Here is a 22821-nt window from a genome sequence, read left to right on the forward strand (position 1 = left end):
GCGGGCGGCGTGTCGGGCCAGGGCGTGCGCGGCCAGCGGGTTGCCGCCGGCGCGGCGGGTCAACGTCGCGGTGGTGGTGTCGTCGATGGCGGGGGCGAGGCGGCGGATCAGGGCGGCGATGGTCGGCGGGGGCAGGGCCGGCACCGGCAGCCAGGTGGCGTCGTCGGCGCGTAGCGGGGCCAGCGCGGCCGGGGGCAGGTGGTGCGGGGTGCGCAGGGCGACGACGACGCGGCAGTGGCGGGCCAGGGCCGGCAGGGCGGCGATGGTCAGCGGGTCGGCCCAGTGCAGGTCGTCGAGGACGAGGAGGCCGTGGCGCAGCCGGGACCGGACCGCTTCGGCCAGCAGGTGCGGGTCGTGGGTGGGTAGCCGGACCCGTACGGCGCGGCTCAGCGGCAGGGCGGGGACGTGCCGGAGCGCGGACAGGCCGCCGCCGGTGTGCGTCGGGCCGGGGAAGGCGGCGCGGACGCGCCGCAGCAGGGTGCTGCGGCCGCAGCCGGGCGGGCCGGTGACGACGACCAGGCCGGGGCGGGTCAGTCTTTGGGTGACGGCGGTGACGGCGGTGTCGAACGGGTCGGCCGGCCTGGCTCGCCGGCCGGTGTCGGTGCCGCCGGAGGCAGCGGTGGAGGTGGGGCCGGCGGTCGTGGCGGATCGGGCGGGGTGGTCGGCGTCGCCCGCCACGGTGGGTTCGCCGTGGCGTGGCGGGCGGGCGGCGTGGCCGCCGCCGGCTGGGTGCCGCACTCGTCCTCCCGCAACAGCTCGTCGCCCCGACCGGCGAAGGTGGCACGAACATGGGATCCTGCGCCGGCAGGATATTCGTAGTGTGGATGTCGGCGGTGGGCGCACCGCCCATGCCCTGGTGTCGGGAGGACGACCAGCGAGATGAGTGTGAACCACCGCCCGACGTCTGTCATTGTCGCCGACCGCGTGGGTGGGTGACCAATCGTGGGCGCTGGTCCGTTGAGTAGCCGGGTAGCGGCGTTGTGTGACGAGGTGGGGCCGCGGGTCGGTCCGCGCACCGCTGGTGAGGTGCTGCGGGTGCGTCGCCGGCTCGACGAGCCGTTGCGGGTGGCGATCGCCGGGCGCCTGAAGGCGGGAAAGTCGACGCTGGTCAACGCGTTGATCGGGCGGCGGGTGGCGCCGACGGAGGTCGGTGAGTGCACCCGCATCGTGACCCAGTTCCGGTACGGCACCGCCGACCGGGTGGACGTGGTGCGCCGGGACGGGTCCCGGTCGAGTCTGCCGTTGGACGCCGCCGGGATGATCCCGCAGCGGCTGGGGGTGCCGAGGGCGCAGATCGCGTTCGTCGACGTCACGTTGACCAGTGACCATCTGCGGGAGTTGACGGTGATCGACACTCCCGGTCTGTCGTCGACCAGCGCCGGGGTCAGTGAGTCGGCGCAGCGGTTCCTGTTCGCCGCCGGTGGCGGGTCCGGTCCGGGCGGTGACGGTGGCGGTGACGCGGACGGGGTGGACGCCGGGGTCGACGCCACGGCGCCGTTCGACGCCGGTATAGACGACGACTCGGTGGGCGCGGTGTCCGGCGCCGAGGCGATCATCTACGTGTTCACCCAGTCGGTGCGCGACGACGACGTACGGGCGTTGGAGGCGTTCCGGTCGGTGTCGGCGCGGCTGTCGAGCAATCCGATCAACTCGCTGGGGTTGTTCAACAAGGTCGACAAGTTGGTGGCCGGTACGGCCGACCCGTGGCCGGTGGCGGGGCCGTTGGCGGCCGATCAGACGCGGGTGCTGCGGCGGGTGGTGTCCGACGTGGTGCCGGTGGTGGGGTTGCTGGCCGAGACGACCGAGGCCGGCCGGTTGACCGCCGCCGACTGTGAGGCGCTGCGGACGTTGGCCGGGTTGCCGTCGGCGCAGCGGATGGTGTTGTTGGCGTCGGTGGACCTGTTCGTGTCGCGGGACTGCCCGGTCCCCCGCCCGCAGCGGGAGCGGCTGCTGCGGCTGCTGGACCTGTACGGCATCGGGTTCGCCGTGGCGCAGTTGAGCGCGGCGCCGCAGTTGGCCTCCGGTGACCTGGTGCGCACGTTGTTCGCCGCGTCCGGGTTTCCCCGGCTGCGGCACACCCTGGACGAGGCGTTCCGGTGGCGGACCGACGCGATCAAGGCCGGCTGGGGTCTGTCCAGCTTGGAGAAGGTGGCGAGTCACACCGCGCACCCCGCCGACCGGGAGACGTTGCGGGACGCGATCGAGCGGCTGCTGCACCAGCCGGAGTACCACCGGCTGCGGTTGCTGGAGGTGGCGCAGTTGGTGACCACGGGCAGCGTGGAGTTGCCGGAGTCTATGGAGCAGGAACTGACCCGGCTGGCGTTGTCGACCGACCCGCGGTGGGTGTTGGACCTGCCGAGCGCCGGGGTGGATCAGCTGGTGGCGGCGGCGGTGGAGGCGGCCACCCGGTGGCGGGTGTTCGCGGTGGCCGGGGCGTCTCCGGCGCAGTCGCGGGTGGCGCTGGTGGCGCACCGTGGATTCCACCTGCTGTCGCAGCAGGTGAGGACGCAGTCCGCGCAGACCGGTCCGGGGGTGGGGGGCCGATGAGCGGCGGGCCGTCTCCGGCGGCGTTGGGCGGGTTGCTGTCCGGCGCGGTCGACACCTGTCTGGGGTTCGTCCGGGGGCTCGACCCGGACGCCGCCGTGGAGATCGACGCGCTACGGCGCCGGGAGGTGACCCGGCCGTCGATCGTGGTGGTCGGGGAAACGAAACGCGGCAAGAGTTCGCTGGTCAACGCGTTGATCGGGGTGACGGATCTGTCGCCGGTGGACGCGGCGGTGGCGACGTCGGCGTACCTGGAGTTCGCGCACGGGCCCCGGCCGGCGGCGCGGGCGTTCGTGCCGGGCCGTGAGGATCCGGTGCCGGTGCCGGTGGATCGGCTGCGGGACTGGGGCACCGTGCTGGGGCGGCTGCCGGACGGGACCCGTCCGCCCCGGCGCATCGAGGTGGACCATCCGGCGCCGCTGCTGCAATACCTGTCGCTGGTGGACACCCCGGGTACCGGTGGTCTCGATCCGGCGCACACCGAGATCGCGTTGGCCGCCGTGGAGCGGGCCGCCGCGTTGCTGTTCGTGGTCGACGCGTCGACGCCGTTCACCCGGCCGGAGATGGACTTCCTGATCGAGGCGAGCAAACGGGTCAACGTGGTGGTGTTCGCCCTGACCAAGGTCGACGCCTATCCGGGGTGGCGCACGATCCTGGCCGACAACCAGGCCCAGTTGCAGGCGCACGCTCCCCGGTTCGCCGCCGCCGGCTGGTTCCCGGTGTCGGCGCGGCTGGCGGAGTTGGCGTTGACGGTGCCGCCGGAGGCCGCCACCGAACTGGTCGGCGAGTCGCGGGTGGCGCCGCTGCAGCACGCGTTGGTCGAGTTGGCCGGCAAGGGGCATCTGTTGGCGCAGGCCAACGTGCTGCGGACGATCCGCAGTGAACTGGTGCGCCTCGACCTGGCGGCCGGGCAGCGGATCGCCGCCTGCGATCCGGATCCGTCGGAGGTGGCGCGGGCCCGGGAGGAACGCGCGGCGGTGGCCGCCCGCAAGCGGACCGAGTCGCGGCAGTGGTCGTTGGCGTTGAACACCGAGACGCAGCGGGCCCGGGTCGAGGCCACGGGTCGGCTGCGGACCGCGATCGGCGGCCTGCAGGAGCATTTCCTGACCCGGATCGAGGCCGCCCGTGGGGAGACGTTGAAGAACCTGCCGGGTGAGGTGGACCAGGCGTTGCACGCGTTGTCGCTGAGGTTCTCCCACGATCTGGAGTTCCGGTTCCGTAAGGTCGCCGAACGCACGTTGGCGCAGGTGTTCGGGCCGCAGGAGTTGCAGTTCGTGCTGCAGCGGATCAACGGCACGTTGCGGCACGCCCTGGCGACCCGGCCCCGGCGCGAAGGCGGTGGCGCCGACAACATGATGATCGCGTTGTCGGCCGGGGGGATGGCGTTCATGGCGGGTCGGGGCGCGGCGGCGGGGGCGTCGGCGTTGGGCGCCGGGGCGCTGGTCGGCGGCGGCCTGCTGATCCCGGTCGCCGGGCTCGGTCTGGGGTTGGCCGCCGGAGCGTTCATCCTCTACCGGCGGCGGGTGGCCAGCGACCGGCAGCAGGCCCGGGTGTGGCTGCGGGAGGTGCTCGGTGAGGCCCGTGCGGCGCTGGCCGACGAGGTGGTGCAGCGGTTCACCGACCTGCAGTACGCGTTGACGTTGGCCTTGGACGACGCGATCGAACGGCGGTTGGCGCAGCTCGACGCGCACATCGCCGAGATCGACAAGGCGTTGGCGCAGGACAAGGCCAGCCGGGCCAAGCGGCGGGCGGCGTTGCAGAGCCGCCGGGACACGATCCGGGCCCGGGTCAAGCAGGTCGACGAGGTGCTCAGCCGCGCCCGGACGCTGTCTCCGGCGCCGACGTCAGGGACGGCGACACGATGAGCGGTCAGTTCAGTGACTGGACCGGCGACGACGATCCGTCCGCCGACGACGGCTACGGCCCGGATGGTCACGGCCCGGACGGCTACGGCGACGCGGACACCGCCGAGCTGAACGCGCCGCTCGACGGCTACCCGTCGGCGTACGGCGACGTCGCGGGTTTCGGCGACGCCGACGACGAGCCGCCCGCTGAGGAGGGTTTCGGGTCGGCGTACGGCGACGAGGTCGACGACGCCGGTGACACCCCCGGCGGATCGGGCGGGGCGCTCGGGTACGGCGACGACCTGTCCCCCGGCGACGGCGGTCCGGCCGGACCGTACGCCGACACGGACCCGGAGGCGGAGTCCGGGTTCGGCGACGCCGACCCGGTGGCGCAGGAGCTCGGGCCGGCCGAGGTGCCGCCTGGTGCCGATCCGGACGTGCCGGCCGGGGCCGACGAGTGGCCGGAGGCGGATTTCCCGCCGCCGCTGGACCCGGCCGGGGTGCCGACGCCGGTGGACGGCTGGCCGTGGGCCGACCCGGACCTGCTCGGTGACTGGTCGGTCGACGACGTCCCACTGTCCGGGGCCGACGACGGCGCCGACGACGCCGGCGCGGTGACGGCGGCCGAGTTGGCCGGGTACGCCGCCACCGAGGCCGCCGGTGACGACACGAACGCCTGGGCGGCGCTGATCGCCTCCGACGACCCGGCCACCAGCACCCTGGCCCGGTTCTGGTCGGCAGACTGACCGCAGCCGCCGCTGATCAGGTCGGGGTCGGATCCTGTGGTACGGCGCAGGCGGCGGTGCCACCGGGCAACCGGTGCCGGTTGCGGGCGATCCACCGGTACACCGGCCAGGCCAGGGCGGTCACCGGACGCAGCCCGAGGACGGTGCCGGCGGCCCGCCACGGCAGGTTGCTGGTGCGCAGCAGCGCGGCGACCGCGACGGGGCCGGCGCCGGCGGAACCGACCGTGCCGGTCGGCACCCACTGGACCGCTGTGCCGCCCTGCTCACGGGTGAGCCCGAGGGTGGGCAGGTCGGCCCACTGCCACGGCACGACCGTGGCGGTGGTCGGTATCCGACGCTCGATGAACCGTACGCACATGGTGCAGAACGCGCAGTCGCCGTCGTAGACGAAGGTGCCGGCGGGTTCCCGGGTAGCGGTGGTCACCCGACCATTGTCCTGCGGCGGGACCGGCACCGCCAGCGAGGTCACCGCATCGGCGCGATCATGACTGCATCAGCGCGATCATCAGCACGATCAGCGCGATGAACACCATGAACCCCAGCGCCAGCATCCACACCAGGCCGGTCTCCTCGTACCAGGCACGGCGGGGGGTGCCGGCCGGCGGGCGCTGCTGCGGGGTCGGCGTCGGTGCCGCCCGGTACGGCGTCGTGGACGGTACGGGCGGTCCGGGGTTGGGCGTCTGGCCGGGCCGGGGCGACAGCTGGCCTGCTCCGGGCGGCGGCATCGGCTGCTGCGTGGCCGGGCCGAACCCGGCCGGTGGGCGGGCCGCCGCCGGAGGCCCGACCGGGTTGACCGGGGCGACCGGTCCGGCGACCGGTCCGGCGGGCGACGCCGGCACCGGCAGCCGGGGTACGGCCGTCGGCGCAGCCGGCGGGGCCGAGGTCATCGCGGGCCGACCGGCCGGGTTCGGCCCGACCGGCGGGCGGTGCGGGGTCGCCGCCGGTCGGGGCGCCAGCACCGGTGGACGGGGTCCGGCGACCGGCCGGGCCGGCGCGGGCACCGCGCGAGGCGTACCGGACAGACCGGGCCCGGCCGCTCCCGCGACACCGGGCCGGGCCGGGAAGCCCAGGCACAGCGCGCCTTCGGCGACCACCGTCTCCGGCTGCTCCAGGGTCGTCGGCGCCACCCCCAGTTCGGTGTGGATCAGGTTGGCCGCCAGCGGGATCCGGCTTGAACCGCCGACCAGGAAGATGCCGACCAGGTCACCGGGGGCCAGGCCGGCGCCGGCGATCGTCTGCGCCAGGCAGGTCACCGTACGGGCCAGATGGCCCCGGATCAGCGACTCCAACTCCTCCCGGGTGACGTGCGCGGCGATATCGAGCGCCGGCAGGTGCACGTCGGCGCTGGTGGTGCGCGACAGCATCTCCTTGGCGCCGCGTACGTCGTCGTAGAGCAGCGCGCGGGCCCGGCGCTGCCCGGTGTCGGCCGGGGCGACCAACCCGTTCCACAACGTGGTGCGGGTGTCGGAGTAGGTCTGGCCGAGGTGCTCGACCAGCGCCTGGTCGAAGTCGAGGCCGCCGAGTTCGGCCAGACCCTGCTCGGCGAGGACGTCGAAGCCGGTGGCACTACGGCGGACGACGGTCGCGTCGAACGTGCCGCCACCGAGGTCGTAGATGGCCAGCGACCGGCCCGGCGGCACCGCGCTGCCCAGCACCGCCGTGTAGTAGGAGGCGGCGGCGACCGGCTCGGCGACCAGCATCGGTTTCGGCAGCCCGGCGGCGTGCGCGGCCTGGATCAGCACGAGGCGGCGGCGTTCGGCCCACTGCGCCGGGTGGGTGAGCCGGACCTCGTCGACGCCGCCGAGTTGGCGGCGGGCCTCGGCGGCGACGTGGCGCAGCACCGCGGCGATGACCTGCGGCACCGGCAGTTCGACGTCGCCGAGCAGCACCACGCCGTCGTCGACGCGGCGTTTCGGGTTGGGTTCGAACCCGGACGGGGCGATGCGGGCGCGGCGTTCGGCGTCACGGCCGACGATCAGCCGCCCGTCGGGTTCCCGGTACACCCCGGACGGCAGCAGCGGCGCGCCGTCGAACAGCAGCGGCCGGGTCCGCCGGTCGGCGCCGCGCACCATGGCCACCGTGTTCGAGGTGCCGAAGTCGATGCCGAGTGCCCGCATGGCGCACACCCTACTGCGGGGCGTCACCGGGGGCCGTCGGGTGGCGGACCGGCGCGCGGCGCGACGGTGGCCGGGTGTGCGGCCGTTCGTCGGCACGTCGCCATCCGCCGTACGGCCGCCGGTCGCCTCGACCAGGCATACTGCGCTGCGTGTCGCACCGGTACGCCTACCTGGACTCCCCCACGCCGATCGCGTTCGCCCACCGGGGCGGGGCGGCCCGGGGGGACGAGAACACCGCCGAGGCGTTCGGCCGGGCCGTCGACCTCGGCTACCGGTACGTGGAGACCGACGTGCACGCGACCGCCGACGGGGTGGCGGTGGTGTTCCACGACGCCACCCTGGACCGGGTCGCCGGGACGACCGGCAGCATCGCGGCGATGCGGTGGGCCGACCTGGCGACGGTACGGGTCGGCGGGGCGGCGGCCGTACCCCGGCTCGACGAGGTCCTCGACGCGTGGCCGCGGGTGCGGTTCAACATCGACGTCAAGGCCGACGGCGGCGTACGGCCGACCGTCGACACGGTCGACCGGTGCGGCGCGGGTGACCGGGTGCTGCTGGCGTCGTTCTCGGATCGGCGGCTGCACCGGCTGCGGTCGTTGACGCACGGGCGGGTCGCCACGTCGATGGGGATGCGGGCGGTGGCGCGGCTGCGGATCGCGTCGATCGTCGGCGGCCGGCTGCGGCTGCCGACGTCGGTGGTGGCCGCGCAGGTCCCGGTCCGGTTCAACCGGGTACGGGTGGTCGACGCCCGGTTCGTGGCGTACTGCCACCGGTTGGGGTTGCAGGTGCACGTCTGGACGATCGACGAACCTGCCGAAATGAACGAGTTACTGGACCTCGGGGTGGATGGCATCATGACCGATCACGTCGAGGTGTTGCGCGACGTGTATCGAAGCCGTGGCTTCTGGCCGCCGGACCGTCGGGTCGACGCGGACGGAGCCGCGCACCCCCGCTGACGTCGCCCGTTACCTAATGAATCCCGAACGGCCCGCCGTGGACCACGGGATGCCTGCCCGTTACCCGGCCCTTGAGGTCTCCAAAAAGATCGGCAGCGTGGGCTCGGCGAGTCGTTCGTGTGGTGGTCCGGCTCGCTGAGTTCACGCCTGCACACCTCTGGACCGTGTCAGGTCTCGTGCAAGACCGGCGGATCTCGGCGGTGCCGGACCACCTCGTGACCTTGGGCAGGATGTTGATCGTGGTTGCAGCCCGCCCGCACGGCGAACACCTCGCATACCGGGAGCCGACGAGCTCTTACTGCGAAGACCGGGACCGTGCGGGTCGCTGGGATCGCGAACGGCTCATCGGAGGGTAGGCCACAGAGCCTCGTCATTAGGGCGCCGCGCGTTTCCGCCAGGGTTGCATGCCCGATGGGCAGGCGAGGGAGGAGTAGGAGTTGGCGGTGTACTGCGGCATCGACTGGTCAGAACGGCATCACGATATTGCCCTGGTCGACGAGCACGGTCGCCTGGTTGCCAAGGGTCGCATCGGCGACGACGTGGACGGATTCACCACGCTGGTCGAGATGCTGGCCGCCGCCGGTGACAGCGCCGAGGAGCCGATCCCGGTGGCGATCGAGACCCCGCGTGGCCTGCTGGTCGCGGCGCTGCGCGTAAGTGGGCGGCGGGTGTACTCGATCAACCCGATGGCGGTGGCCCGCTACCGGGAGCGGCACTCGGTGTCACGCAAGAAGTCCGACCACGCCGACGCGGTGGTGCTGGCCAACATCCTGCGCACCGACGCCCACGCTCACCGGCCGCTGCCGCACGACAGCGAACTGGTTCAGGCGGTCGCGGTGCTGGCCCGGGCCCACCAGGACGCCACCTGGCGGCGAACCCGGGCCTCGAACGAGCTGCGGTCACTGCTGCGGGAGTACTTCCCCACGTTCCTCGCCGCGTTCAACGGCAGGAAGGGCAACCTGACCAGCGCGGACGCCCGTGCGGTGCTGGCCGCCGCATCCACGCCCGCAGCTGCGGCGAAGCTGTCCACAACTCGGATCGCCGCCGCCCTACGCCGCGGCGGCCGACGGCGTGGCGTCGAGGACCTGGCCGCCGAGCTGCAGCAGGCGCTGCGCCGTCCGCAACTGCGTCAGCCGGACGTCGTGGAGGAAGCCATGGGCATCCAGGCGCTGGCACTGCTCGCGACGCTGAACGTCGAATGCGCCAGTGTTGATTCGCTTGCCGAGGCCGCCAGCGAAGCGTTCCGCCAGCACCCGGACCACGCGATCGTGACAAGCTTCCCCGGTCTGGCCGACGTGACCGGTGCCCGCGTTCTGGCCGAGATCGGCGACGACCGCGCCCGGTTCGCCGATGCCCGCGCTCTGAAGGCCTACGCCGGCGCGGCCCCGGTCACCCGCGCGTCCGGGCGCAGCATCTCCATCACCCACCGCAAGGTGAAGAACGATCGGCTCGCCGCCGCCGGATATCTGTGGGCCTTCGTCGCCGCTACCCACGCCGAACCCGCCAAACAGCACTACCAGCGCCGCCGCGACCACGGCGACCGACATCCCGCCGCACTACGCCACCTGTTCAACCGGCTCCTCGGCTGCCTGCACCACTGCCTCGCAACAGGACAGCTCTACCACCCCGGCAAGGCCTTCCCCACGATCGGCATGCCCGCACCCGCCGCTGCGCAGTGACACTGGCAAACTCGGCGCCCATGAACGACGGCAAGGACTGGTACGCCTGGCACAGCCCTTACACCGACCCCGGCTCGCCCCTGGCACGCCGACTGAAGCTGGTCCAGCAGCACATCGCCGCGTGGCTCGATGAGCGACCTGGCGAACCGGTGTCCGTGCTCAGCATGTGCGCCGGCCAAGGTCACGACATTCTCACCGTGCTGGCGTCGCGCCAGGACGCCGTGCGAGTCAGCGCCACGCTGCTCGAGTACGAACCGCGCAACGTCGCCGCGGCCCGGACCCGAGCAATCGCCGAAGGCCTCGACACGGTGACCGTCGGGCAGGCCGACGCCGGTGACCTCGCCTCATACCGGCAGGCGGTGCCCGCCGACCTGGTCATCATGGCAGGCGTCCTGGGCAACATCAGCGACGCCGACGCCCACACCACCATTCACGCGCTGCCGCAGATCTGCGCTGCCGACGCCACAGTGATCTGGACCAGGACACGACGAGCACCCGACCTGACACCGGCGGTCCGAAGGTGGCTGGCCGACGCAGGGTTCGCCGAACAGGCTTTCACCGCACCCGACGACGTGCTGTTCTCCGTCGGCGTTCACCGCTTCACCGGCACCCCACAGCCGCTGGAGACCGGCAAGATCTTCCAGTTCATCACCTGACGGCGAACCGACGACTTGACGCTTCCGGAGATCGGAGGTCTTTTTGATCGTCCCCAGCCGGGGACTGCTCGGTCGCCCGGCTCGGTATGACTGAATGCCCCTGTCGTACGCATGATCCGGGGGGTGTTGTCGCCGAGCCGGGTGGCGTCGGCGGACCGCTGATAGGGACCCGGCCACCCCGTCGTGGGGTAGGTCTCTCCGTAACGTGGATGCCGGCAGTCCGACGCTATGACCAGCGGCCGAGCCAGGCCATCGCCGTGAGGAGGCAAGCTGTGCACGACGGGTTCGGCGTCTTCATCGGACTCGACGTCGGCAAGGAAGGACACCACGCGGTCGCGTTGAACCGCGACGGCAAGCGGCTGCACGACGCGACGCTGCCCAACACCGAAACCGGGCTGCGGAAACTGTTCGACAAACTCGCCCGGCACGGCCAGATCCTGGCCGTGGTCGACCAGCCCGCCTCGATCGGCGCGCTGCCCGTCGCGGTCGCCCGCGCCTGCGGCCACCAGGTCGCCTACCTGCCCGGTCTGGTCATGCGCCGCCTGGCCGACCTGCACCCCGGCACCGCGAAGACCGACGCCCGCGACGCCTACGTCATCGCCGACGCCGCCCGCACCCTGCCCCACACCCTGCGCCGGGTCGACACCGGCGACGACGCCCTGGCCGAGCTGGAGGTGATGGTCGGCTACGACGACGACCTCGCCGGCGAGGTCACCCGCGTCGCCAACCGCATCCGGGGCCTGCTCACCCAGATCCACCCACCCCTGGAACGCGTCCTCGGCCCGAAACTGCAGCACCCCGCCGTCCTGGAAGCCATCTCGCGGTGCGGCGGACCCACCGGCATCCGCAAGGCAGGCCGGGCGAAACTCACCGAGATCGTCAAGGCCCGCGCGCCACGCATGGGCGCCCGCCTGGTCGACCAGATCTTCACCGCGCTCGACGCGCAGACCGTCGTGGTTCCCGGCACCACCGCCGCCGAGACCGTCCTTCCCCGACTCGCCGACAACCTGCGTGACCTGCTGCGCCAACGCGACCAGGTCGCCGAACAGGTCGAAGGGATGCTTGATGCGCACCCTCTTGCCCCGGTCCTGACCTCGATGCCCGGCATCGGCGTCAGGACCGCGGCCCGCATCCTGCTCGAAGTCGGCGACGGCACCTCGTTCCCCACCCCCGGCCACCTGGCCGCCTACGCCGGCCTGGCCCCGGTCACCCGCCGCTCCGGCACCAGCATCCGTGGCGAACACCCACCCAAGGGCGGCAACAAGCAGCTGAAACGCGCGTTCTTCCTGTCCGCGTTCGCCGCTCTCGCCGACCCGCTCAGCCGCGCCTACTACGACCGCAAACGCGCTGAGGGCAAGAAACACAACGCCGCCCTCATCTGCCTCGCCCGCCGCCGCGTCGACGTCCTCCACGCCATGCTCCGCACCCAACGGCCATACCAGCCCAAACCGGCGGACGAACCCCGCCTCGCTGCTTGACAGAACCCATAGGGACACCCCCCGCCCATCGCAGAGAAGGACCCGATGTCCGACCTCACCCCGCCGCCCGCTGCCGTCGTACCCGCACCCACTGCCGACGTGCCGTCGCCGAGCACCCGGCGGGAACGGACCGGCTGGTATTTCTACGACTGGGCGATGTCGGCGTTCTCCACCACCGTGATCACGGTGTTCCTGGGGCCGTTCCTGACCAGCGTCACCAAGCAGGCGGCCGGCTGCGCGATCGACGCCGACGAGTGTGTGGCGTACGTGTACCCGCTGGGTGTGAAGGTCGCCGCCGGGTCGTACTTTCCGTACCTGGTGTCGCTGTCGGTGGCGTTGACGGTGCTGGTGCTGCCGGTCATGGGGGCGATCGCCGACCGGACGATGCACAAGAAGCGGCTGCTGGCGGTGTCGGCGTTCCTCGGTGCGGGGGCGACGATCGCGATGGTGTTCGTCACCGGCGACCGCTATCTGCTCGGCGGTGGGCTGTTCGTCCTGGCCAACATCGCGTTCGGGGCCAGCGTGGTGGTGTACAACTCGTTCCTGCCACGGCTCGGCGGGCCCGACGACCGGGACCGGATCTCCAGCCGGGGCTGGGCGCTGGGCTACCTCGGCGGCGGTCTGCTGCTGGCGGTCAACCTGGTGGTGGTGCAGTCGTTCAGCATCGACGGCGACCCGCAACGCACCCTGGACCTGGCCCGCTGGTCGATCGTGTCGGCCGGGGTGTGGTGGGCGGTGTTCACCCTGGTGCCCCTGGCGTGGCTGCGGGAACGTCCGGCGGTCGACGCCCGGCCGGGCGGCAACGTGCTCACCGACGGGTTCAAGCAGTTGGGCCGTACGGTGCGCGGGCTCAAGACGTACCCGTTGACGTTGTTCTTCCTGCTGGCGTTCCTGGTCTACAACGACGGCATCCAGACGGTGATCGCCCTGGCGAGCCAGTACGGCACCGAGGAGCTGCGGCTGGGCCAGTCGACGTTGATCGTGACGATCCTGCTGGTGCAGTTCCTGGCGTTCGGTGGCGCGTTGGCGTTGGGGGCGGTCGCGCAGCGGATCGGGGCGTGGAAGACGGTGTTGGCCAGCCTGGTGCTGTGGACGGCGGTGATCCTGGCGGCGTTCCGGCTGCCGGCTGAGGCGCCCGCCCAGTTCATGGCGCTCGGCGCGGCGATCGGTCTGGTGCTGGGCGGGTCGCAGGCGTTGAGCCGGTCGCTGTTCAGCCAGCTCATCCCGGCCGGCAAGGAAGGCGAGTACTACGGGTTCTACGAGATCAGCGACAAGGGCACCAGCTGGCTGGGACCCCTCGCGTTCGGCATCGTGTTCCAGTTGACGAACTCGTACCGGGTGGGCCTGGTCTCGTTGTTGATCTTCTTCGTGGTCGGGTTCGTGCTGCTGCTGGCGGTGCCGATGCGCCGGGCGATCGTCGCCGCCGGCAACACCCCGCCCCGGGTGCTGTGACCCGGGGCGGGGCGCTGACCCGCGACCGGTGTCACGGGACCGGCCGGTGTCACGGGATCGGCTGGGTCGCCTCGATCTGCGCGATCGCCGTGCGGGTGGCGGCCACGAAGTTCCAGAACACCGTGTTGGTGGTGTTGCGGCGCTGCGCGACGGTGTTGGTGCCGAACATCGCCGACCGCAACGGGCTGGTGATTTCCAGCTGGGCGCCCATGCCGAGCAGCGTCCGGTTGACGATGTTGTCGATGGCGGTGCCGGCGATCGCCGAGATGCCGGTGGCGTCGAACGCGGTGAACCCGACCGTGGTGAAGGCCGTGATCAGCGCCGCGCGGAACGCCGCGTTGCGGCCGCCGACGGCGACGGCCTGCGCGTTCGACGGCAGCCCGGCGGTGCCGGGGGTGCAGCCGTGCAGGGCGACGACGTTGAGCGCGCAGGCCGCCACCGACAACGCCGGGGTGTCGTCGCAGTGGCTGGCGGTGACGTGCAGCTCACCGTTGCCCGACGAACGGATGCCTTCGAACATCCAGTAGTCGTGGACCGGGCCGGCCGGCGGGGTCGCGGCCAGGGTCGCCGGGTGGTAGCCGGCGATCGCCAGGCACAGCTCCGACGTGCCACCCTCGATGCCGCCGCCGTGCGGGGCGATGATCGCGGTACGGGGGAACGCGACGGTGCCGGCGTTGGCGTTGTCGAGCAGCGGATGCCGGCGGAACCGGCGGGCGTAGTCGACGCCTTCGGTGAGGTTCGGGTCGGCGTACAGGTCGGTGTTGGAGTCGTAGAGGTCGGCGGCGAGTGCCGGCGCGGCCGGCAACGTCGCCAGGGGTCCGGCGACCGCCGCGGTGGCGAGCAGGCCGAGGACCGTACGTCTGGTGGTGCTCATGAGTGTGGTTCCTCCGATCGGTGCGGTTGCCCGGGGTGCCGGGCGACGCACACCGTGTCACGCCCGCTCGCATGGTCGCCAACGATTTCCGTCGCCGCAACGGCCAGCGACCGCCGATATCGGCAGCAAACCGCGCCGGTACGGGGTGAATTCGCACCGATGCCCGTCGGATCGACGACAGGTGACGTGTTACCGAGCCGACACTCCCGTCCGGGGCGGCTCCGGTGCGACCCAGGCGGGGATCAGGCCGCCAGACCGGCCGCGAGGGCGGCGACGCCGAGCAGCGGCACCAACCCCTGGATCAGCGCGGCGCGCACCATCGCCGGCCGGGAAACCACCAGGACCAGGCTGGCGGCGACCATCGACCCGGCGCCGGTGAACACCAGGGTCGCGCCGACGGCGGTGCCGCCGGCGACGGTCACGACGATGCCGAGCCCGACCGCGACCGCCAGGAACAGGTTGTAGAAGCCCTGGTTGAAGGCGAGAACCCGGGTGGTCAGGGCGTCCTGCTCGCTGCGGACGCCGAACACGGCACGGGTGCGCGGCGCGGTCCAGACCACCGACTCCAGATAGAAGATGTAGACGTGGATCAGCGCCGCCACGCCAGCGAAGACCAGTCCTGCGACGACCATGCCAGTCCCCCGGTTGTTCGTACGGCTCGTGCCCAGATTGTGCCCGACCCGCCCCGGGCGTACGGGCGGCGGGCGGCCGTACCGGCGACCGCCCGGTGTGGGTGACCGGCACCGCCGTATGGTGGCGGCGTGGACCGGACGGTGGAACGGCTCTGGCTGGACGCGCTCAGCGACGTACTGAGCCGTTCCCACCTGTTCCAACCCGACGAGCTGGCACCCGAGTTCGACGAGGTGATGGCCCAGCTGGGGGTGCGTACCACGATCTACCTGGTCGACGAGGAACAGCAGTCGCTGCGGCCCGTACCGCATCCCGGGCGGGCCGACCCGCCACCGCAACCGGTCGAAGGATCCCTCGCCGGACGGGCCTTCACCCTGGTCGAGTCGATCCCGGCGCTGAACGAACCGGCCTGGTGGATCCCGATGATCGACGGCACCGACCGGCTCGGTGTCATCGATTCGCCTTCGCCGACCCGGCCGACGCCGCCGACCCGCACACCCGACGCCGCTGCGAAACCATGGCCGGGCTGATCGGCCACCTGATCACCGTCACCGCCCCGAAAGGTGACTTCCTGCTGCGGGTCGGCCGGTCCCGGTCGGCGACTGTCGCCGCCGAACTGATGGCGCAGGTGCTGCCGCCGCTGACCGCCGCCACCCGCCGGATCACCGTCAGCGCGATCCTGGAACCGAGCTACGACATCGGCGGCGACGGATTCGACTACGCCATCGACGGCCACCACGCCCAGTTGGCGATCTTCGACGCCGTCGGGCACAGCATGAAAGCCGGCCTGACCTGCAGCGCCGTCATCGCCGCGATCCGGGCCGCCCGCCGCTGCGGCGGCGACCTGGTCGCGCAGGCCGAAGCCGCCGACGCCGCCGTGCTGGACCAGTTCACCGACGCCCGGTTCGTCACCGCGATCCTCGCCGACCTCGACCTGGACAGCGGGCTGCTGCGGTACGTCAACGCCGGGCATCCCCGGCCGATGCTGCTGCGCGGCGGCAAAATGGTCCGCGAGCTGCGCGACGGCCGGCGGCTGCCGCTGGGCATCCGGCACCCGGTCCGCGCGATCGGCGAGGAGCCGCTCGAGCCCGGCGACCAGCTGCTGATGTTCACCGACGGGGTGGTCGAGGCCCGGGGCAGCGACGACGGCGGCGAGTTCGGCCTGAGCCGCCTCGCCGACCTCGCCGAACGCCAGGCCGGCACCGGTCTGCCGGCTCCCGAGGCGCTACGCCGACTGGCCCGCGCCGTCGCCGACTTCCGGGGCGGCCCACCCAGCGACGACGCCACCCTGCTGCTGGCCGACTGGTCCCCGGCCGCCGCCGAACGCACCGTCATCACCCCGCTGTAACGCATCCGACAGCGCGGCGGTCTGACCCGTTGGCGGTGCCGGTCTACTGTGTTTGCCCACGGCGGATGGCTTTCGGCGGACGGCAGGACACTCGGGTGATCGCGCATTGGAAGGCGGCGACGCCGGCAATAGCGGGCGCGGCGGCACTGCTCGCTGCCGCCGTTCTGCTACTGCCGGGTCGGCTGTGGCCGACGCTGGGTCGGCTGATTGTCGACCACTGGCCGGTGCTGCTGCTCGCCGTGGCCGGCGTGACCGGGCTGGCCGTCGGCGGGGTGCGGTGGCGGCGGGCGCGGCCGGCGGGCGAGTCGTCGGCGGCACCCGTACCGCCGCAGCGTCCGCTGCGTCCGTTGCCGACCTGGATCATCCCGGTCGGCGCGTTGGTCGTCGCCGGCATCACCTGGGCGGCGGTGTGGGCGCTGCAGGCCACCGTCCCGGGCGGTGTCGGGACGCCGCTGGAGCGGGCGCAACTGCGGGTGGAGACGATCCGCACCGGCCTGTCGGTCGGCGCGGGTGTCGGTGCAGCCGCCGCGCTGCTGCTGGCGTTACGCCGCCAGCAGGTCACCGAACGGACCCAGCAGGCCACCGAGTACGACGCGGGCGAGAAACGGGTCACCGAGCTGTATGTCAAGGCCGCCGACCAGCTCGGCTCCGACAAGGCACCGGTACGCCTGGCCGGCCTGTACGCGCTAGAACGCCTCGCCCAGGACAACCCGGTGCACCGCCAGAGCATCGTCGAAGTCTTCTGCGCCTATCTGCGCATGCCGTACACGCTACCGGCCGAGGAGCAGGCAGATCAGAACACCGCCGAACCCGACACCGGCCAGGAACCGGATGCGCCGCCGCAACCTGACCCCCGAGAGGAGCGCCAGGTACGGCTGGCCGCGCAGCGCATCCTCGCCCGCCACCTGAGGCCGACGACGCCGGACGGCACGCCGCTTCCGACGTGCTGGAGCGGAGTGACCGTCGACCTGACTGAGGCCACCCTCCTCGATGCGGACTTCAGCAACTGCGTCCTTGAGGACGCCCGTTTCGGCGGGGCCCAGTTCACCGGCACCACCAGATTCGCCGGGGCCACGTTCGCTGGCGACGCCCGGTTCGTCGCAGCGACGTTCACCGGCCTAGCCCGGTTCTCCGACGCGACGTTCACTGGCGATGCCTTAGACCGCATCTCGCTAGGGGTTGTTGCTGGTCAGCAGGTTCAGCTTGACGGCCCGACGGTAGCAGATCACGGCGCAGGCCAGGGAAAGGAATCCGGCAAAGTGGGAAGCCTTGCGTTCGTAGCGGCGGGCCAGGCGCCTGAACCGGGTGACCCACTCCAAGCAGCGTTCGATGACGTAGCGGTACCGGCCCAGCCGCGTCGACGACTCGATGCCCTTCCGGGCGATCCGGGCGGTGATGTTGCGCCGTTTCAGCGTCTCCCGGCAGGACCGGTGGTCGTAGCCCTTGTCGCCGTGCGGCTTGCCCGGCCGCTTACGGGGGCGCCCGACTGGCTGCCGGACCGGTCGTACCGCGTCAAGCGCATCGTCGAGAACCTTGTGATCGTTGACGTTTGCGGCGGACACCACCACGGCCAACGGCAGACCCCGCCGGTCGGACACCGCGTGGATCTTGGAGCCGGGCTTGCCCCGGTCTACCGGGCTGGGCCGGTCAGGTCCCCCCTTTCACCGCCCGCACGTGCATACCGTCAACACTCGCCCTAGACCAGTCGATCTGCCCAGCCAGGCCGAGCACGTCGAGCATCGCCCGGTGCAGGGCGTCGAACACCCCGAGTGCGGTCCACTCGGTGAACCGGCGGTGCGCCGTCGGCCGGGAGATCGGGAACGACGCCGGCAGAGCCGCCCACGCACAGCCGCTGCGCAGCACGTACAGGATCGCGGCGAGCGCGACCCGGTCATCGGTACGCGGGCGGCCACCGCCCTGATGGCGTTTCGGGTGTTCGGGCAGCAACGGTTGCGCGAGCTGCCACAACGAATCCGGACAGTACTTCTCGACATCACTCACACAGGTACAACGAACGACCCAGCCAACCAACAACCCCTAACGAGATGCGGTCTTATTCGACAATGTCACTTTTGTCGGCAGCACCGCCTTCATGGGGGTGACGTTCACCGGCGATGCCAGCTTCGATGAGGCGACGTTCAAGCGCCGTGCGGTGTTGAACGGCGCTTGTGTCGGAGGCGGTGATCGTGTCGGTGATCTGTGGCCGGCAGGGTGGCGGGTCGATCTCGACACTCGGCGGCTGGTGCGCGTAGCAGTGGAGACGAAGCCGGATGGGGACGTGGAGTCGGAGTGACGGCCGGTGTTGCCACTCCGGCGAGATACTACGGTGGCCCGACGTCCGGTTTCGATACCACGCAGTGTTGTAAGGCATCCGACATCGCGGCGGTCCGACTCACTGGCGGTGCCGGTCTACTGTGGTTGCCACCTCGGACGGACGGAGTGGCGGACATGGTGGACATCGACCCGATCGCGGCAGCGACCGGTGCCGCGTTGATCCAGGCGATCGCGACCGACGCGTGGGAGAAGGCCCGCGACGGGGCGGTCGCGCTGTGGCGGCGGGTACGCCCGCAGCAGGCCGACACCATCGGCGCCGAGCTGGCCGAGGTACGCGACGAGGTCCTGACCGCCCGCCGCGACGGCGACACCGACGCCGAACAGGGCCTGGTCGACGACTGGCAGCGCAAACTGCAACGGCTGATCCGCCAGGATCCGGCGTTCGCCGCCGAACTGCGTCGCCTCCTCGACGACACCCTCGCTCCCCTGCTGCCGCCGGCCGACCAGCAGCAGGTCGGCAGCATCACGATGACCGCCACCGCGCGGGACAACGCCCGCATCATTCAGGCCGGACGCGACCAGCGCATCAACGAGCGGTGAGGCGACAGCCGGACGTGGACCTGCGCGGTGAGGCCAGCGGCCACGGGCAGGTGATCCAGGCCGCCGGTGACCAGCACATCACCATCTACGAGCAGCGGCCGGCGTACCGGGTGGAACAGTGGCAGCCGCAGCGGCCGCCGGACCCGCGTACGTTGGTCGACCAGCCGAGCATGCTGCTCGCCGCCACCAACCAGGTGGTGCCGTTCACCGCCCTACGGGACGACGACCGTGCCGAGTTGGCCGCCTGGCGCGACGACCCGGCGCGCGGGTTGGCGGTGCGGCTGTTGCACGGTCCGGGTGGGCAGGGCAAGACCCGGCTGGCGGCCCAGTTCGGCGCGGACAGCATCGCCGCCGGCTGGGCAGTCGCGGTCGCCCGCCACCGCAGCCAGCTCGCCGCCGACGACCCGCCCGAGGCCACCGAGGCAACTGGGCGTGGTCTGCTGGTGATCGTCGACTACGCCGAACGCTGGCCCGCCGAAGACCTGCGGGACTTGTTCAAGGACCAGCTGCTACGCCAGGGCGTGCCGACCCGGCTGCTGCTGCTCGCGCGCCCCGAGTCGACGCTGTGGCAGCACCAGCACGACCTGACGACGCTCGGGTACGCGGCCGACGTCACGGCGCTGCCCCCGGCCGCCGACAGCCCCGCGAACCGGCGGCGGATCTTCGCCGAGGCGGCCGACCGGTTCGGTTATGCGTACGGCATCGACACAGGCTCGATCCAGCCGCCAGCTGATCTGGCTGCTGGGTTGGCGTACCGGCAGATCCTTGTGATTCACATGGCGGCGCTGGTCACGGTCGACGCTGCCGCGCGCCAGCGGACAGCACCGACCGGCGATCGGGACCTGTCGGCCTACCTGCTACGCCGGGAGGTCGACCACTGGCACAAGCTGCACGAACAGCAGACCAGCTTCGTCACGACCCCGCAGGTGCTGAGCCGTACGGTCTGCACAGCGACGTTGACCCGGCCGCTCGACTACGACGACGGCCTGGCCGCGTTGACGGTGGCGGGAGTGTGCGCGCCGGACGCCGCCGACCAGGTCCTGACCGACCATGCGGTCTGTTATCCGCCGGCTGAGCCGGACAAGGTGCTGGAGCCGCTGTATCCGGACCGGCTCGGCGAGGATTTCATCGCGCTACGGCTTCCCGGTCACCATGTCGCCGGCGCTCCCACCGATCCGTGGACCGGCGGTGTGATCGCCCGGCTAATCACCGGCGCCGCCCGTGCCGCTGCCGGTCAGCCGGTCTGGTCGGCAGCGGCGTTGACGGTGCTGGTGGAGACCGCGATCCGCTGGCCGCACGTGGCACGGCGGACGCTGTCTCCGATGCTGCGCGAATATCCGGAACTGGCGGTCGCTGCCGGCGGCACCGTTCTGACCCGGATCGCTGGCATCGACGCGCTCGACATCAGCGCGCTCGAGGCGATTGAGCCGCATCTGCCGCAGGAACTGCATGTCGGCTTGGCCGTCGCCAAAGCAGCTATCACCAGACGCCTCACAACGCACCGGCTCGCTACCGCCGATGAGCCGACTACGGCACGTCTGCTCGGATCGCTCGGGAATCGGCTGTCGGAGGCGGGACGTTGGGAGGAGGCCTTGGACGCCACCGTCGGAGCCGTCACGATCCGCCGGCGGCTGGCTCAAGCTAACCCCGCTCACGAACCCAACCTCGCTAAATCCCTGAACAACCTCGGCATCCGGCTGTCGAACCTGGGCCGACAGAAGGGGGCCCTGAACGCCACCGTCGAAGCCGTCACGATCCGCCGGCGGCTGGCTCAAGCTAACCCCGCTCACGAACCCAACCTCGCTAAATCCCTGAACAACCTCGGCGTCCGGCTGTCGGACCTGGGCCGCCGGGAGGAGGCCATGGACGCCACCGTCGAAGCCGTCGGCATCTACCGCCGACTCGCTCAAGCCAACCCCGCCGCGCACGAACCCGACCTCGCCATGTCGCTGAACAACCTCGGCGTCCGGCTGTCGGACCTGGGCCGCCGGGAGGAGGCCATGGACGCCACCGTCGAAGCCGTCGGCATCTACCGCGGACTTGCTGAACTCAACCCTGCCGTTCACGAACCCGACCTCGCCATGTCGCTGAACAACCTCGGCGTCCGGCTGTCGGACCTGAGGCGGTATTGGGAGGCCATGAACGCCACCACCGAAGCCGTCAGGATCCACCGCAGACTTGCTGAACTCAACCCTGCCGTTCACGAACCCGACCTCGCCGCGTCGCTGAACAACCTCGGCATCCAGCTGTCGGGCCTGTGGCGGCAGAAGGGTGCCCTGAACGCTACCGTCGAAGCCGTCACGATCCGTCGGCGGCTGACTCAAGCCAACCCCGCCGCGCACGAACCCGACCTCGCTAAATCCCTGAACAACCTCGGCGTCCGGCTGTCGGACCTGAGGCGGCATGGGGAGGCCATGGACGCCACCGTCGAAGCCGTCGGCATCTACCGCCGACTCGCTCAAGCCAACCCTGCCGTTCACGAACCCGACCTCGTCATGTCGCTGAACAACCTCTCGGCGATTCTGTGGAACCTGGGCCGGCAGAAGGAGGCCCTGGATGCCGCCGTCGAAGCCGTCACGATCTACCGACAGCTCACCAAACGCCGCTGGACCTGGACCTGGCCGGGTGGGCCGCGCCGAACCCGGACTCCGCTACTCAACCCTGCCTCAGAAACCCTGAATGCCCCCGTCGAGGCCATCGAGGTCCAACACCGACACGCTCGAGCCAACCTCGCAAGCTCACTGTTGGCACAAAGAGGGGAATCGGGGTAGCGCCCGTCCACCTGAGACCTGGTCAGGGCACTGGGACGTTGGCGGACGTACTCGACGGGCTCGGTCGCGGGGACGAGGCAACAGCGGTCAGGGCTCGCCGGGACGCGCTGACAGGCGAGCAATAGCTTCGGATTCGGCGATCTGGTCGGGCCAGCGGAGGAACCGGCGGTACAGGTCCGGCGGGCTGAGCTGCTCGGCGTCGCATTCCAGCAGGTCGTCGATCGCCTCGTACATCAGGGTGGCGAGGTAGACGCACATCCCGATACGGTCGTTGGCCCAGTCGGCGGTGATCTCGATCTTGGCGCTTTCGCACGGCCATTCCGTACCGCACTCGCGGCAATTCCAGTGGGGGCGGGACGCGATGTGCATCAGTGCGCCCCGTTCACTCGGGCGCGCTGTCCGCGCGTCAACAGGCCGGCGACCCACACGTACTCGGTGGGGTGGTTCCATCGGGGGCCGCGATCCCACTGCGGCGACTGGTTCGGCGGCCGATCCGTCGGCTTCGGACGCGGGGCCGGCGTGTTGTGCAGGTACGGCGCGATGGTCGACGACAGGCACCTGTCGGGGCAGGGCCAGCGTATTCCGCAGCGGCAGTACCGGCCGAGTCGCCGCCAGTTGCGGGCGTGTCGTGGCGCGAACCGTATCGCGCCGTCGCGTGTGGACCTCAACCCCATTTGTCAACCCTTCTTACAACACATTTCCCATGATCACTGAACTCTTCCTTCACATCATGCTTATTCGCCACCTGGCTCAGCGCAATCTCGCACCGGTAGGTTCGAACCCAACATCCACCCACCATTACGCGACACGAGAGGACGGGGTTTCGTGGACGACGCCGGCAGCACTGTCCCC

At 71.5% G+C, this 22821-nt stretch carries 19 protein-coding genes and 2 pseudogenes; 14 read left to right on the forward strand and 7 right to left on the reverse strand.

All coding sequences use genetic code 11. The features are described from left to right. Window positions 1–738: ATP-binding protein (locus tag O7632_RS32060; protein WP_278120660.1), on the reverse strand; the 738-nt coding region annotated here is incomplete at its 3' end. Window positions 739–942: 204 nt separating this feature from the next. On the opposite strand from O7632_RS32060, the gene O7632_RS32065 reads away from it, so the two are divergent. Genes O7632_RS32065 through O7632_RS32075 form a run of 3 tightly spaced genes read left to right on the forward strand, consistent with a single transcriptional unit; the run spans window position 943 to window position 5134 of the window. Further along, the gene (locus O7632_RS32065) at window positions 943–2547 is read left to right on the forward strand and encodes a dynamin family protein (RefSeq protein ID WP_278116074.1); all 1605 of its coding nucleotides are present in this window, start codon (window positions 943–945) and stop codon (window positions 2545–2547) included. After that, entirely contained in the window at window positions 2544–4409 is a 1866-nt protein-coding gene (locus O7632_RS32070) for a dynamin family protein (RefSeq protein WP_278116076.1), read from the forward strand. The genes O7632_RS32065 and O7632_RS32070 overlap by 4 nt, the downstream gene beginning before the upstream one ends. Continuing rightward, the gene (locus tag O7632_RS32075; protein WP_278116078.1) at window positions 4406–5134 is read left to right on the forward strand and encodes a hypothetical protein; all 729 of its coding nucleotides are present in this window, start codon (window positions 4406–4408) and stop codon (window positions 5132–5134) included. Before O7632_RS32070 ends, O7632_RS32075 begins: the two co-directional genes overlap by 4 nt. Window positions 5135–5150: 16 nt before the next feature. Here O7632_RS32075 and O7632_RS32080 read toward each other — a convergent pair whose 3' ends face one another. Together O7632_RS32080 and O7632_RS32085 are read right to left on the reverse strand one after the other, a co-directional pair. Further along, on the reverse strand, window positions 5151–5558 hold the full coding sequence (locus O7632_RS32080; protein ID WP_278116080.1) for a DCC1-like thiol-disulfide oxidoreductase family protein: 408 nt from the start codon (window positions 5556–5558) through the stop codon (window positions 5151–5153). Between the two features lie 58 nt (window positions 5559–5616). Then, window positions 5617–7251: a hsp70 family protein gene (locus tag O7632_RS32085; RefSeq protein WP_278116082.1), complete on the reverse strand. Its 1635-nt coding sequence runs from the start codon at window positions 7249–7251 to the stop codon at window positions 5617–5619. Window positions 7252–7400: 149 nt separating this feature from the next. On the opposite strand from O7632_RS32085, the gene O7632_RS32090 reads away from it, so the two are divergent. The 5 genes from O7632_RS32090 to O7632_RS32110 all read left to right on the forward strand — a co-directional run bounded on the left by O7632_RS32090 (window position 7401) and on the right by O7632_RS32110 (window position 13472). Continuing rightward, window positions 7401–8207: a glycerophosphodiester phosphodiesterase gene (locus O7632_RS32090; protein WP_278116084.1), complete on the forward strand. Its 807-nt coding sequence runs from the start codon at window positions 7401–7403 to the stop codon at window positions 8205–8207. A gap of 437 nt (window positions 8208–8644) precedes the next feature. Further along, window positions 8645–9886 (forward strand): IS110 family transposase, encoded by a 1242-nt coding sequence (locus tag O7632_RS32095; protein WP_278111931.1) that lies wholly within the window; start codon window positions 8645–8647, stop codon window positions 9884–9886. A gap of 20 nt (window positions 9887–9906) precedes the next feature. Next, on the forward strand, window positions 9907–10542 hold the full coding sequence (locus O7632_RS32100; RefSeq protein ID WP_278111929.1) for a class I SAM-dependent methyltransferase family protein: 636 nt from the start codon (window positions 9907–9909) through the stop codon (window positions 10540–10542). 272 nt (window positions 10543–10814) lie between these two features. Next, window positions 10815–12020 carry an IS110 family transposase gene (locus O7632_RS32105; RefSeq protein WP_278115430.1) on the forward strand — a complete coding sequence of 402 codons (1206 nt, stop codon included), beginning with the start codon at window positions 10815–10817 and terminating at the stop codon, window positions 12018–12020. A gap of 45 nt (window positions 12021–12065) precedes the next feature. Then, window positions 12066–13472, forward strand: a complete 1407-nt coding sequence (locus O7632_RS32110; RefSeq protein ID WP_278116086.1) for an MFS transporter — start codon at window positions 12066–12068, stop codon at window positions 13470–13472. Between the two features lie 49 nt (window positions 13473–13521). Here O7632_RS32110 and O7632_RS32115 read toward each other — a convergent pair whose 3' ends face one another. Continuing rightward, the gene (locus O7632_RS32115; RefSeq protein WP_278116088.1) at window positions 13522–14346 is read right to left on the reverse strand and encodes a poly-gamma-glutamate hydrolase family protein; all 825 of its coding nucleotides are present in this window, start codon (window positions 14344–14346) and stop codon (window positions 13522–13524) included. A 242-nt stretch (window positions 14347–14588) separates the two neighbouring features. Next, a complete protein-coding gene (locus tag O7632_RS32120) occupies window positions 14589–14978 on the reverse strand; it encodes a DUF1304 domain-containing protein (protein ID WP_278116089.1) in 390 nt (129 codons plus the stop codon). Between the two features lie 129 nt (window positions 14979–15107). Between O7632_RS32120 and O7632_RS32125 the strand changes: the two genes are divergently transcribed. The 3 genes and pseudogenes from O7632_RS32125 to O7632_RS32135 form a co-directional block, all read left to right on the forward strand. Further along, window positions 15108–15506 (forward strand): hypothetical protein, encoded by a 399-nt coding sequence (locus O7632_RS32125; protein ID WP_278116091.1) that lies wholly within the window; start codon window positions 15108–15110, stop codon window positions 15504–15506. Next, window positions 15494–16324, forward strand: a complete 831-nt coding sequence (locus O7632_RS32130) for a PP2C family protein-serine/threonine phosphatase (RefSeq protein ID WP_278116093.1) — start codon at window positions 15494–15496, stop codon at window positions 16322–16324. The genes O7632_RS32125 and O7632_RS32130 overlap by 13 nt, the downstream gene beginning before the upstream one ends. A gap of 758 nt (window positions 16325–17082) precedes the next feature. Continuing rightward, window positions 17083–17469: pseudogene (locus tag O7632_RS32135) on the forward strand (pentapeptide repeat-containing protein); the annotation flags it as partial. A 27-nt stretch (window positions 17470–17496) separates the two neighbouring features. On the opposite strand, the gene O7632_RS32140 reads toward O7632_RS32135, so the two are convergent. Beyond that, window positions 17497–18325 (reverse strand): IS5 family transposase gene (locus O7632_RS32140; RefSeq protein WP_278114776.1). Its coding sequence is split into 2 segments (ribosomal slippage): window positions 17497–17983 and window positions 17982–18325, totalling 831 coding nucleotides; the frame shifts between segments, so codons are not numbered across the junction. 67 nt (window positions 18326–18392) lie between these two features. Between O7632_RS32140 and O7632_RS32145 the strand changes: the two are divergent. From O7632_RS32145 to O7632_RS32155, 3 genes and pseudogenes are all read left to right on the forward strand, one after another. After that, window positions 18393–18617, forward strand: a pseudogene (locus O7632_RS32145) (hypothetical protein); the annotation flags it as partial. A gap of 155 nt (window positions 18618–18772) precedes the next feature. Then, on the forward strand, window positions 18773–19198 hold the full coding sequence (locus tag O7632_RS32150) for a hypothetical protein (RefSeq protein ID WP_278116095.1): 426 nt from the start codon (window positions 18773–18775) through the stop codon (window positions 19196–19198). Further along, entirely contained in the window at window positions 19195–21969 is a 2775-nt protein-coding gene (locus O7632_RS32155; protein ID WP_278116097.1) for a tetratricopeptide repeat protein, read from the forward strand. The genes O7632_RS32150 and O7632_RS32155 overlap by 4 nt, the downstream gene beginning before the upstream one ends. An 87-nt stretch (window positions 21970–22056) precedes the next feature. On the opposite strand, the gene O7632_RS32160 is transcribed toward O7632_RS32155, so the two are convergent. Next, window positions 22057–22338, reverse strand: a complete 282-nt coding sequence (locus O7632_RS32160) for a flavin reductase (RefSeq protein ID WP_278116099.1) — start codon at window positions 22336–22338, stop codon at window positions 22057–22059. Window positions 22339–22821: the final 483 nt, after the last annotated feature.

This window comes from Solwaraspora sp. WMMD406 (assembly GCF_029626025.1).
GTDB lineage: Bacteria > Actinomycetota > Actinomycetes > Mycobacteriales > Micromonosporaceae > Micromonospora_E.